At 73.3% G+C, this 12,393-nt stretch carries 10 protein-coding genes and 1 pseudogene; 8 read left to right on the top strand and 3 right to left on the bottom strand.

Translation table 11 applies throughout. From position 1 onward, the window contains the following. Positions 1-7: 7 nt before the first annotated feature. From AB0G32_RS12525 to AB0G32_RS12515, 3 genes are all read left to right on the top strand, one after another. Positions 8-847 carry a carbohydrate ABC transporter permease gene (locus tag AB0G32_RS12525; RefSeq protein ID WP_361162004.1) on the top strand — a complete coding sequence of 280 codons (840 nt, stop codon included), beginning with the start codon at positions 8-10 and terminating at the stop codon, positions 845-847. Positions 848-876: 29 nt separating this feature from the next. Then, entirely contained in the window at positions 877-2,238 is a 1,362-nt protein-coding gene (locus tag AB0G32_RS12520; protein ID WP_361161883.1) for a GH1 family beta-glucosidase, read from the top strand. Positions 2,239-2,376: 138 nt separating this feature from the next. Further along, complete coding sequence (locus tag AB0G32_RS12515) at positions 2,377-4,245, top strand: discoidin domain-containing protein (protein WP_361161882.1); 1,869 nt, start codon at positions 2,377-2,379, stop codon at positions 4,243-4,245. A 15-nt stretch (positions 4,246-4,260) separates the two neighbouring features. On the opposite strand, the gene AB0G32_RS12510 is transcribed toward AB0G32_RS12515, so the two are convergent. Beyond that, positions 4,261-5,112: a LysR substrate-binding domain-containing protein gene (locus AB0G32_RS12510; RefSeq protein WP_361162002.1), complete on the bottom strand. Its 852-nt coding sequence runs from the start codon at positions 5,110-5,112 to the stop codon at positions 4,261-4,263. Between the two features lie 154 nt (positions 5,113-5,266). On the opposite strand from AB0G32_RS12510, the gene AB0G32_RS12505 reads away from it, so the two are divergent. Continuing rightward, complete coding sequence (locus AB0G32_RS12505) at positions 5,267-5,629, top strand: DoxX family protein (protein ID WP_361161880.1); 363 nt, start codon at positions 5,267-5,269, stop codon at positions 5,627-5,629. A gap of 16 nt (positions 5,630-5,645) precedes the next feature. On the opposite strand, the gene AB0G32_RS12500 is transcribed toward AB0G32_RS12505, so the two are convergent. Together AB0G32_RS12500 and AB0G32_RS12495 are read right to left on the bottom strand one after the other, a co-directional pair. Further along, positions 5,646-6,467, bottom strand: coding sequence for an SAM-dependent methyltransferase (locus tag AB0G32_RS12500; RefSeq protein ID WP_361161877.1), 822 nt, complete (start codon positions 6,465-6,467; stop codon positions 5,646-5,648). A gap of 138 nt (positions 6,468-6,605) precedes the next feature. Continuing rightward, positions 6,606-7,703, bottom strand: a complete 1,098-nt coding sequence (locus tag AB0G32_RS12495; protein WP_361161875.1) for an aldo/keto reductase — start codon at positions 7,701-7,703, stop codon at positions 6,606-6,608. Positions 7,704-7,807: 104 nt separating this feature from the next. On the opposite strand from AB0G32_RS12495, the gene AB0G32_RS12490 reads away from it, so the two are divergent. The 4 genes and pseudogenes from AB0G32_RS12490 (at position 7,808) to AB0G32_RS12475 (ending at position 12,390) form a co-directional block, all read left to right on the top strand. Beyond that, positions 7,808-8,425: a TetR/AcrR family transcriptional regulator gene (locus AB0G32_RS12490; protein ID WP_361161873.1), complete on the top strand. Its 618-nt coding sequence runs from the start codon at positions 7,808-7,810 to the stop codon at positions 8,423-8,425. Positions 8,426-8,459: 34 nt separating this feature from the next. Continuing rightward, positions 8,460-8,996, top strand: a complete 537-nt coding sequence (locus AB0G32_RS12485; RefSeq protein ID WP_361161871.1) for a GNAT family N-acetyltransferase — start codon at positions 8,460-8,462, stop codon at positions 8,994-8,996. A 129-nt stretch (positions 8,997-9,125) separates the two neighbouring features. Beyond that, the gene (locus tag AB0G32_RS12480) at positions 9,126-10,625 is read left to right on the top strand and encodes an ABC transporter substrate-binding protein (RefSeq protein ID WP_361161869.1); all 1,500 of its coding nucleotides are present in this window, start codon (positions 9,126-9,128) and stop codon (positions 10,623-10,625) included. A gap of 3 nt (positions 10,626-10,628) precedes the next feature. Continuing rightward, positions 10,629-12,390: pseudogene (locus AB0G32_RS12475) on the top strand (ABC transporter permease subunit). Positions 12,391-12,393 lie beyond the last annotated feature (3 nt).

The raw sequence follows: 12,393 nt of genomic DNA, 5'->3' as shown, positions 1-12,393 counted from the left end.
GTCCCCGATGGCCCCGCCCCGCTCCTTCGTATGGACCCGGCGGACCGTGCTCACCCTCCTCACCGCCTTCGTCCTGCTGCCCGTCTACGTCATGGTCTCCAGCTCGCTGAAACCGCTCGCCGACGTGACGAGCGCGTTCCGCTGGCTGCCCAGCGAGCTGACCGTCCGCCCGTACATCGACATCTGGTCGACGGTCCCGCTCGCCAGGTACTTCCTGAACTCGCTGGTGGTGGCGGGCGCGGCGACCGTCTGCTCGGTGCTGATCGCGGTCTTCGCCGCCTACGCCGTCAGCCGCCACGACTTCCGCGGCAAACGCGCCTTCACGGTCACCGTGCTGTCCACCCAGATGTTCCCCGGCATCCTCTTCCTGCTCCCGCTGTTCCTGATGTACGTGAACATCGGCAACGCGACGGGCATCGCCCTGTTCGGCTCCCGCGGCGGCCTGATCCTCACCTACCTCACCTTCTCGCTGCCCTTCTCCATCTGGATGCTGATCGGGTACTTCGACTCGGTGCCGCGCGACCTGGACGAGGCGGCCCTGGTGGACGGCTGCGGTCCGCTCGGCGCGCTGCTGCGGGTCGTCGTGCCGGCCGCGGTCCCGGGCATCGTCGCGGTCGCCGTATACGCCTTCATGACCGCGTGGGGCGAGGTGCTGTTCGCGTCCGTGATGACCAACGACACCACCCGCACCCTCGCCGTCGGCCTCCAGGGCTACTCCACCCTCAACGACGTCTACTGGAACCAGATCATGGCCGCCTCGCTCGTGGTGAGCGTCCCGGTGGTGGCCGGCTTCCTGCTGCTCCAGCGCTACCTGGTGGCCGGCCTGACGGCCGGGGCCGTCAAGTGACCGACCCACCCGTCTTCGAAAGGACCCACGTGACCATCGACTTCGCCGCCCTCCCGCACGACTTCCTGTGGGGCACGGCCACCTCGGCGTACCAGATCGAGGGTGCCGTGGCGCAGGACGGCCGCTCGCCGTCGATCTGGGACACCTTCGCGCACACCCCCGGCCGGATCGCCGGCGACGACCACGGCGACACCGCCTGCGACCACTACCACCGCTGGCGCGAGGACATCGCCCTGATGCGGCGCCTGGGCACCAACGCCTACCGCCTGTCCATCGCCTGGCCGCGGGTGCTGCCCGGCGGCGACGGCGAGGTCAACGCCAAGGGCCTCGCCTTCTACGACGAACTGACCGACGCGCTCCTGGAGGCGGGCATCACCCCGTCCGTCACCCTCTACCACTGGGACCTGCCGCAGGTGCTCCAGGACCGGGGCGGCTGGCCCGAGCGGTCGACGGCGGAGCACTTCGCGGCGTACGCCGCCGTGGTCGCGGAGCGCCTGGGCGACCGCGTCACGCACTGGACCACGCTCAACGAGCCGCTGTGCTCGGCCTGGATCGGCCACCTGGAGGGCACGATGGCCCCCGGCTGGACCGACCTGACGGCGGCCGTCCGGGCCTCCTACCACCTGCTGCTCGCCCACGGTCTGGGCATGCAGGCGATCCGGGCCGCGGCGCCGGGCGCCCAGGTCGGCATCGTCAACAACCTCTCCACCATCCACGCGGCCACCTCCGGCGAGGAGGACATGGCGGCCGCCCGCCGCATGGACGGCCACACCAACCGCTGGTGGCTGGACCCGGTGCACGGCCGCGGCTTCCCCGCCGACATGCGCGAGCTGTACGGCGTCGACCTGCCGGAACGCGACGGCGACCTGGCGCTGATCGGCGCCGACCTGGACTGGCTCGGCCTGAACTACTACTTCCCCCAGACGGTCGCCGCCGACCCCGCCGCCCCGGCCCCCTACGTCCGTACCGTCCGCCGCGCCGGCGTCCCGCGCACCGGCATGGACTGGGAGATCGATGCGAGCGGCATCGAGGACCTGCTGCTCCGCCTCACTCACGACTACGGCGCACGACGCCTGTACGTCACGGAGAACGGCTCGGCCTTCCCCGACACCGTCCGCCCGGACGGCACGGTCGAGGACCCGGAGCGCGCGGAGTACCTGGCCGCCCACATCGCCGCCTGCGCCTCGGCGGCCCGCAGGGGCGCCCCGCTCGCCGGGTACTTCGCCTGGTCGCTGCTGGACAACTTCGAGTGGGCGTACGGCTACGACAAGCGGTTCGGGCTGGTCCACGTGGACTACCGGACGCAGACCCGCACCATCAAGGGCAGCGGACGGCGGTACGCCGGGATCATCGGGGAGCACGGGCGCGTCCGGGGTAGCAGGGCCGCCTGACCGGCGGTGCGGTGGTCACCGGGCGCGGACGCGGGAGCCCGCGCCCGGTGGACCGTACGAACACCGGTCCGTACATCAAGCCGAATGTCAGGTACACGTAATGTCAGGTACACGTCATTCCGTTGTGAGGAGACCTCCATGCCATCCCGCACCCTCCTGACCGCCCTCGCGGCGCTGACCCTGCTGGCCGCCGGCCCGGCGTTCACGCCGCCGGCCGCCGCGCGCCCCGCGGTGGCGGCGGCCTGGGACACCGACCGCGCCGCCACCGCCTACGCCGCGAACCCGGCCGCCGTCACCGCCTCCGGCAGCGAGAACGCCGGCAGCGCACCCGGCCTGGCCTTCGACGGCAACGCCGGCACCCGCTGGTCCAGCGACTTCACCGACAACGCGTGGCTGCGCGTCGACCTCGGCGCGGTCGTCCGCGTCGACCGGGTGGTGCTCGACTGGGAGGCGGCCTACGGCAAGAGATACGTCCTGGAGGCGTCCACCGACGGCACCGCCTGGACCCCGTTCTACACGGAGACGGCCGGCACCGGCGGATCGGTCACCGCGCACACCTACCCGCAGGAGGTGCGAGCCCGCTACGTCCGCCTGCGCGGCGTGGAGCGCGCCACCCCCTACGGCTACTCGCTGTGGTCCTTCAAGGTGTACGGCGGCGAACCGGCCCCCGCCACCACCACCCGCGCCAACCTCGCCCTGAACCACCCCGCCTACTCGAACTACTACCAGCACGCCGGCAACTCACCGGCGTTCGTCACCGACGGCGGCGCACCGGCCGACCTGAAGGCCGACGCCACCCGCTGGTCCAGCGACTGGAACGCCGACCGCTGGGTCTCCGTCGACCTCGGCGCCACGTCGGCCATCGACACCGTGGACCTGTACTGGGAGGCGGCGTACGCGGTCGACTACGAACTCCAGGTCTCCGACGACAACCGCACCTGGCGCACGGTGTACCGCCCCTCGGCCGCCGAGGTGGCCGCCCGCCGCGCGGACGTCAAGTCACCGGCGGAGGCGACCGGCCGCCACGACAGCGTCCGGCTGCCCGCCCCCGCCACCGGCCGCTACGTCCGCATGCTCGGCAAGGAACGCCGCTCCTTCTACAATCCGGCCCCGGCGACCGCTCAATTCGGTTACTCGCTCTACGAGTTCGAGGTCTGGGGCACCGGCGGCTCAGCGTCGGCGGCGTACCCGGCGCTGCCGGGCGACCAGGCGGGCGCGTACCGGACCACCTTCTTCGACGACTTCACCTCCGCCGCCCTGGACCGCTCGAAGTGGCGGGTGGTGCGCACCGGCACGGAGATGGGCCCGGTCAACGGCGAGTCCCAGGCGTACGTCGACTCCACCGACACCGTCCGGCAGGAGAACGGCGCGCTGGTCCTCCAGCCGAAGTACTGCAAGGGCTGCACGCAGGCGGGCGGCGGCACGTACGATTTCACCTCCGGCCGCATCGACACCCACACCAAGTTCGACTTCACCTACGGCCGGGTCAGCGCCCGCATGAAACTCCCGGTTGGCGACGGCTTCTGGCCGGCGTTCTGGCTGCTCGGCAGCGATGTCGACGACCCGTCCGTCTCCTGGCCCGCGTCCGGCGAGACCGACATCATGGAGAACATCGGCTACGCCGACTGGACCAGCAGCGCGCTGCACGGCCCGGGTTACTCGGCGGACGGCAACATCGGCGCCCGGCAGGTGTATCCGGCGGGCGGCCGGGCCGACCAGTGGCACACGTACGCGGTGGAGTGGACGCCCACCGGCATGCGCTTCTACGTCGACGACCGCCTGGTCCAGGAGACGACCCGGAACAAGCTGGAGGCGACCCGGGGCCAGTGGGTCTTCGGTCACAACCAGTACCTGATCCTCAACCTGGCGCTGGGCGGCGCGTACCCGGCCGGCTGGAACCAGGTCACCACGCCCTACTGGGGCCTGCCGCAGTCGAGCGTGGACCGGATCGCGGGCGGCGGAGTGCGGGCGGAGGTGGACTGGGTGCGGGTGGAGCAGAAGGGGTGAGGCGGGCGCCGAGGTTCACTCGCGGTAGGCGGCGACCGCCGCCCGTACGAACGACCGGACCAGCGGATTGCCGTCGCCCGCCTTCCACGCCGCCACCACCGGGCTCGGCGGCATGTCGGCCACCGGCACCACGGTGAGTCCCTGCCCGGGGTCGTGGTCCAGGAGGGTCATCCCGACCGTGCCGTTCCACAGCACGGCCTGCCGGCACTCCTGGACCGCGCGCACCACCGGACCCTCGCGCGGCTGCCCGCCCTGCCAGTACGTCTGCCAGCGGGCGTCGGTGCCCTCGGGGAACCGGAACCAGGGCCGGCCGGCCAGCTCGGCCAGGGTGAGACGGTCCTGTCCGGCCAGCGGGTCGTCGGCCCGCAGCAGCGCCCCGACCGGATCGGCGCGCAGCTGCCGGGTGGTCAGGCCGGTCGCGTCGAACGGCCCCCGGGTCAGCGCGACGTCGACCGTCCCGGCGTGCAGTGCGCAGGTCGGGTCGGTCAGGTCGGTGTCGCGGATCCGGACCTCGACGTGCGGATGCCGCTCGCGATAGGCACGGGCCAGCCGCGCCGCGGCCGGGTCACCGCTGTCGCCCAGGATGCCGACGGTGAGGACGGCGCGGCCGGCCGCCACGGCCACCCGGACACCGGCCCGGTCGGCCCGGTCCAGCAGGTCCCGCGCCTCGTCGAGCAGCACCGTCCCCACCGGGGTGAGGGTGACGCCGGCCGGTGACCGGTCGAACAGCGCGGCACCGATGTCGTTCTCCAGCCGTTTGACCGCCCGGCTCAGCGGCGGCTGGCTCATGTGCAGCCGGGCGGCGGCCCGCCCGAAGTGGAGTTCCTCGGCGACCGCCACGAAGTAGCGCAGGGTGCGCAGCTCCATGTGCCGCATGTACTCCATCTGCTCCATGCTGCGACGATACCCGTCCGGTATCGGACGGACGGAACAGGTCTTGGACGGCCCCGGTGGCCGGCCGGTGGGATCGGCACATGACTGACACACCGGGTTTCTCCATCGGCTTCGGCACGGTGGCCTCATGAACGCCGCGTACTGGATCGTCGCCGGCCTGCTCGCCGCCTTCTACCTCTACGGCGGCGGGATCAAAGTGGTGCGCAGCCGTGATCGGCTCCGGCCGATGATGGCCTGGGTGGACAGCGTGCCGATGCCGGCGGTGCGGGCCATCGGGGTGGTGGAGGTGCTCGGCGCGGCGGGGCTGATCCTCCCGCCGCTCACCGGCATCGCCCCGTGGCTGGCCCTGGCCGCGGCGATCGGCTTCGTCCTCCTCCAGATCGCCGCGACCCGGGTCCATCTGCGGATGGGCGACCGGCGGATCGCCCTCAACCTCACCCTGGTACTGACGGCGGCGGCGACGGTGTGGCCGGCCACGGCGTGGCTGTGACCGTGGACGGCGCGGCTCAGCCGTCCTTCCGAGCCACTCCGCCGTAGATACCGATCAGCGGAGCGTCGGCCGCCACCGGCTCCTCGGGCCGCCAGTCCGTCACCCGCACCAGCCCGGGTTCGATGAGGGTGAAGTCCCCGAAGAACTCCGTCACCCGGGCGTGCGGGCGCAGGTTCATGGACGCGGTGGCCTTCCGGTAGACGGCCGCCGCGCCCTCCCGCCGGTCCTCGTGGACGTCACCGGTCGCGTGCGACAGCACCAGGTAGGAGCCGTCCGGGAGCGCGTCGCGGAGGGTGGCGAGGATGCCGTCCGGGTCCTCCAGGTCGGAGACGAAGTGCACGACGGCCACCAGCAGCAGCGCGACCGGCTCGTCGAGGTCGATGAGCCTGCGGACGTCCGGGTGGTCGAGGATGCCCCGGGGGTCGCGCAGGTCGGCGAGGACGACGGAGGTGTCGGGCTCGTTCAGCAGCGCCATGGAGTGGGTGCTGACGATGGGGTCGTTGTCGACGTAGACGACCCGGGTCCCGGGGGCGAGGCGCCGCGCGATCTGGTGCACGTTGGGCTCGGTGGGCAGGCCGGTGCCGATGTCCAGGATCTGCCGGATGCCCCCCTCGGTGACCAGGTGCTCGACGGCACGCCGCATGAACCGCCGGTTGGCGAGCACCCCCTCCCGCACCTCCGGCGCGGCCTTCATGAACTCCTCGGCGGCTTCCTGATCGACCTCGTAGTTGTCCTTGCCGCCGAGGAAGTAGTCGTACATCCGCGCCGGATGCGGCTTGCTCGTGTCGATCCGGTGGGCGGGGGTGTCACTGCGGCCGTCACTGCCGAGGGAGGTCATGGTGCGTGGCTCCGTCCTGAACTCGCGCGCCGCTTCCGCACGTTGTCCGTGGTGCGCGCTGGCTGGACAGCATCTTGGCATGTCTCGCCGGCTGCTGCCCGCGCGCCCTGCCGCACCGCCACCCGTACCACCCTGGTTTCACGTGCGTGTCTCCAAGGTGGTGGCCGGGTCCGTGTCCGCCGTGGGCTCCGGTGCGTGGGGTGGGTTCATCGGCGGGTTCAGGCGGGCGAAGCCTTCCTGGCGTTCGTAGGGGAAGTACGGGTAGGGCGCCGGGCGGTGGCTCGCCGTGTCGAGGCGGGTGAGCTGGTCGGTGGTGAGGGACCAGCCGATCGCGCCCAGGTTCTGCCGCAGTTGGTGTTCGTCACGGGCGCCGATGATGACCGAGGAGACGGTCGGGCGGCGCAGGAGCCAGTTGAGGGCGATCTGCGGGACTGTCCGGCCGGTTTCCGCCGCGATCCCGTCCAGCGCGTCCATCACGGTGTAGAGGTGTTCGTCGGGAACGGGCGGGCCGTAGTCGGCCGTGCGGTGCAGCCGGCTGCCGGCCGGCAGCGGAGTGCCCCGGCGGATTTTGCCGGTGAGGCGGCCCCAGCCGAGCGGGCTCCAGACGACCGCGCCGACGCCCTGGTCACGGGCGAGCGGCAGCAGCTCCCACTCGTAGTCCCGGCCGAGCAGGGAGTAGTAGACCTGGTGGGCCGCGTACCGCGGGTAGCCGTACTTCTCCGCCGTCGCCAGCGACTTCATCAGCTGCCAGCCGGAGAAGTTGGAGACGCCGGTGTAGCGGATCTTGCCCGCCCGGACCAGGGTGTCGAGGGCGGACAGGACCTCCTCGACCGGGGTGCCGGCGTCGTAGGCGTGGAGCTGGAACAGGTCGACGCGGTCGGTGCCGAGCCTGCGCAGGGCGGCCTCGACGGCCGTGATCAGGCGGGCGCGTGAGGTGCCCGCGTCGCCGGGGCCGTCGCCCATCGGCAGGCCCGCCTTGGTGGAGACGATCACCTGGTCGCGGCGGCCCTTGAGTGCCGCGCCCAGGACTTCTTCCGAGGCGCCGGCCGAGTAGACGTCGGCGGTGTCGAACATCGTGATCCCGGCGTCCAGGCAGATGTCGACCAGCCGGCGCGCCTGTCGCGCGTCGGTGGTGCCCCACGCGCCGAACAGCGGCCCGCTCCCGCCGAAGGTGCCGGTCCCGAAACTCAGCGCGGGGACGGTGAGGCCGGATGCGCCGAGGCGGCGGTATTCCATGACGGTTCCCTTCCGAAGAACATCTGGCCTAACGGGGCTATAGTTCCGTTTAGGTGGTGTCGACCGTAGCAGGAGGAGGGCGTTAATGGAACTGGGGTGCCGTTATGGCTGGTGAGGTCGAGCCGGGGCGGGTGCGGCCCGGCGGGCGTACGGCGCGGGTGCGGGAGGCGGTGCTGCGGGCCGCGCAGGACGTGCTGGCCGAGCACGGCTTCGCGGGGCTCGACCTCGCCGACCTCGCCCGCCGTGCCGACGTGGGGAAGACGACCGTCTATCGCCGGTGGGGGAGCGTTCCCGGGCTGGTGGCCGACCTCGTGGTGGACATGGCCGAGCGGTCCGTGCCGCGCGTGGAGACCGGCTCGCTGCTGGGCGATCTGCGGGCCAACGCGCGCCTGGTGCGGTGCACTTTGACCGATCCCCGGCAGGGGGAGCTGTTCAAGGCGCTGATCGTCGCCGCCGCGTGCGACGGCAAGGCGGCCGAGGCGCTGCGTCACTTCTACGACATCCGGGTCGGGGAGTGGGCCCCATGTGTCGACCAGGCCGTCGAGCGCGGCGAGGTGCCGGCCGGGACCGACGCCTTCGAGGTGGTGCGCGCTGTCTCCGCGCCCCTCTACTACCGGTTGCTGGTCGGCGGCGGCCCGCTCGACGAGGCCGCCGCCGACCGGGCCGCCGAGGCCGCGGTGGCCGCGGCGCGCGCGGGCGCGTACGTACGGCGGGGGGTCTGACCGGGGCCTTTCGCTTACTGCATATGATGTGCAGGTGCGCCCCAGTGACTACAGCCTCCGCCCCGCGACCCCGGCCGACCTCGACGCCGCCCGAGCCGTCATGCTCGACACCGTCTACCACGACTTCGGCAGCGGGTACGTGCCCCGGTGGCACCGCGACATCATCGACCTGGACGGCGCGTATCTCGGCCCCGCGCGGCACACCCTGCTGGTCGTCGTGGACGAGGCGGGGGAGATCGTCGCCACCGGGGCGCTGGACAGCCGGGGGCCGCTGCATCCGCCGAACCCGGCGCACCTCGCCGAGCGCTACCCCTGCGGCGTGACCGCGCAGTTGCGGCGGATCTACGTGCGACCCGCGCACCGGCGGCGCGGGCTGGCCCGGCGGATCGTCGGCGAACTGCTCGCCTTCGCCGCCGCCGACGGGGGCTACCGGGCCGTGTATCTGCACACCGACCCGGCCGTCACCGGCGCCGAGCCCTTCTGGCGGTCGCTCGCCAAGGTCGTGCACGACGAGCGGGAGGACGCCGGGGGCGGACAGAACGTCGTGCACTTCGAGGTCCCGATGCTCTGACGTCCCGATGCTCTGACGTCCCGATGCCCTTACGTTCGGCATGCCCTGACGTTTTGATGGAAACGGTTTCCACGTAGTCTTGCCTGGGCCACCGTTCCGACCTGCCCGAATCCGATCGAACCGAGGACCATGCGTTCCCACCGCCGCCTTCGGCTGCTCACTCCCTTCCTGTCCCTGCCGCTGATAGCCGGCTGCTTCTCCTCCGGCGGCGGCTCGGACTCCGGGTCCGACGACGGTGACGGCTCCCGGCTGCGGGTCGCGCTCGCCTTCCCGCCGGCCGAGAACCTCTCGCCGTACGGCGCCGACGCCACCCTGCTCAGCCGCCTCGGCGTCACCGAGGGACTGACCTCGCTGGACGCCAACGGCAGCGCCGCGCCCGCGCTCGCCGCGTCCTGGCAGCAGACGAACAGCAGGACGTGGACGTTCACGTTGCGGGAGGCCACTTTCCAGGACGGCACGGAGGTCACCGCGGACGCCGTGGCCGACTCCCTCGCGCACGCCGTCGAGGCGGAACCCGCGCCCGCCGCGCTGTCCGGCGTCGGACTCACCGCCAAGGCCGGCAACGACCGGACGGTCACCGTCACCACCGACGACCCCGACCCGGTACTCCCGCTCCGGCTCTCCAGCCCCTCCCTCGCCATCCTCGCCGCGAAGGCGTACCGGAAGAGCGACAAGGTCGATCCGGTCGGCACCGCCACCGGACCCTTCGAGATCACCGAGGTGAACGGGACCACGTCCGCCGCCCTCGACCGGTTCGACGACTACTGGGGCGGCCGGGCCCAGGCGTCCGGCATCGACGCCCGCTTCATCGCGGACGGCACCGCCCGGGCCAACGCCCTGCGTACAGGGGAGCTGGACATCGCCGAGGCGGTGCCGGTCGCCCAGGCCGCGACCCTGGACCAGGGCACCCGGCGGGACACCGCCACCACCCGCACCACCAGCCTCCTGCTCAACGCCTCCTCCGGGCCGCTCAAGGACGCCGGACTGCGGGCCGCCGCCCGGGCCGCGATCGACACCTCCGTCTTCGCCAAGGACGTGTACGAGGGGTACGGCGACGCCGGCGCCGGCATCTACGGGCCCGCCGTGACCTGGGCGGCGGGCAAGCGGGAGAAGCCGGTGGGGCGGGCCGCCGCCGAGCAGCCCAGTGGGCAGACCATCACCCTCGCCACCTACGACAACCGGCCCGAGCTGCCGGAGGTGGCCCAGGTGGTGAAGGAGCAGCTGGAGCAGGCCGGGTTCAAGGTGAAGCTCACCGTGCGCGAGTACTCGCGGCTGGAGAGCGACGCCCTGGACGGCGAGTTCGACGCCTTCGTGCTGGCCCGCAACACCCTCCTCGACACCGGCGACCCGGTCTCCATCCTGGCCAGCGACTACACCTGCGACGGCGACTTCAACATCGCCCAGCTCTGCGACCAGGACGTGGACGCGGCGGTCGACGAGGCCGCGCAGGTCACCGACACCGACCAGCGGCGCGACGCCGCCATGGCCGCCGAGGCCCGCGTCCTCGGCAGCGACGCCGTGCTGCCGCTGGTGCACCAGCGGATCATCACCGGAGTCGCCGACGGCGTCCAGGGCGTCGTCCTCGACCCCTACGAGCGCACCCTGGTCGGCACCGGAACGCGGCGCTGAGCCGTGCGACAGCAGGTGACGGCGGCCCTGTGGCGGCTGCTGCTCGCGGCCGCACTGGTGTGCGGGATCGGGCTGCTGCCCTGGCTGACCCGGACCGATCCCGCGCTGACCGTCCTCAAGGCCCGGTCGGCCGAACGCGACCCGGCCCCCGAGGTGCTGGACGCGATCCGCGCCCAGCTCGGCCTCGGTGACGGGCCGCTGCACCTGCTCGGCTCGTGGCTCGGCGGACTGCTGCGCGGGGACGCCGGGCAGTCCTGGATCTCCGGCTCCGACGTGCTGCCCGGCGTGCTCCAGGCACTGGGCGCGTCACTGCTGCTGATGGCGGTGGCGCTGGCCGTCGCCGTGCTCACCGCCGGGGCGGTGTGCGCCCGTACGCTCCGCCTGGGCGCCCGGCGGCGGCTCGGCGGCCGGCGGCCCCGCGGCACCGTCTCCGCCCTGCTCGCCGCCCTCCCCGAATTCCTGCTCGCCGCCGTCCTCGCCACCGTGGTCGGCGTGCAGCTCGGCTGGCTGCCCGCGCTCGGCTGGTACGGGCCGCGGTACACGCTGCTGCCCGCGCTCGCCCTCGGGCTGCCCGCCGGGGCGGTACTCGGACGGCTCCTCGACGACCTGCTGCCCGGCGCCTTCGCCGAGCCGTGGGCGCTGGCCGCCGCCGCCCGCGGCCTGACCGGCCGGCGCATCGCCCGGCAGGCGGTCCGCCGCTGTGTGCCCGCGCTGCTGCCCAACCTCGGCCTGTTCGTCGTCGGCCTGACCGGCGGCGCCGTCGCCGTCGAGCAGATCTTCGACATCCCCGGCCTCGGCCGCAGCACCCTGCAGGCCGCCCTCGCCCAGGACCTGCCGGTCCTCCAGGCCGGCACCCTCGCCCTGGTGCTGCTCGCCGCCCTGGCCACCGGCGCCGCCCGGCTCGCCGCCCGGCTGCTCACCGGGCCCGCTGCTGCCGCTCGGCCTGGCCGCCGCACTGCTCGCCGTCGTCGCCCTCGGCCTGCCCCGCGACCCGCTCGCCATCGAGACCGGCGCCCGGCTCAGCCCGCCCTCCCTCGCCCATCCCTTCGGCACCGACTCGCTCGGCCGCGACCTGCTCGCCCGGGTCGGCCACGGCGCCCTGGACACCCTCGCCCTCGCCCTCACCATCAGCGCCGCCGCGCTCGTCATCGGCGTGCTCCTCGGCCTCGTACCCCGCATCTCCGGGCCGCTCGTCGACACCGTCAACGCCGTTCCGCCGGTACTCCTCGCCCTCCTCGTCACCGCCGTCGCGGGCAGCGGCACCGCCACCCCCGTGCTCGCCGTGACCGCCGTCGCCTGGGTTCCGCTGGCCGCGCACACCGCCGCCCTGCTCCAGCAGGAACGCGCCACCCTGCACGTGCTGGCCACCCGCGGCATGGGCGCGAGCCGCTGGTACCTGCTGCGCCGCGAACTGCTGCCCGCCGTGCTGCCGCCGGTGCTCCGGCACGCCCTGATCCGGCTGCCCGGCGTCGCCCTCGCCCTCGCCTCGCTCGGCTTCCTCGGCCTCGGCGCCCAGCCGCCGTCCCCCGAGTGGGGCCTGCTGCTCGCCGAGAACCAGCCCTACGCCGAACGCGCCCCCTGGGCCGTCCTCGCCCCCGCCACCGTCCTCGCCCTGCTCGGCGCGCTGGCGGTGACCGCCGCCGGGGGAGTACGCCTGCCGCGCCGCCCCCGCCCCCGCCGCCGTACGCCCGAGACCGGGCCGGCCGCCGCCGGGACCGAGCGCGAGACCGGGACCGGGACCGGGGCACTGGCGGGGGTCCGGTGACCG

It is taken from the genome of Streptomyces sp. NPDC023723 (assembly GCF_040639815.1).
In the GTDB taxonomy this organism is placed as follows: Bacteria; Actinomycetota; Actinomycetes; order Streptomycetales; family Streptomycetaceae; genus Streptomyces.
Note: the sequence above shows the minus strand (reverse complement) of the source record. Positions and strands in the feature narration are given on the sequence as shown.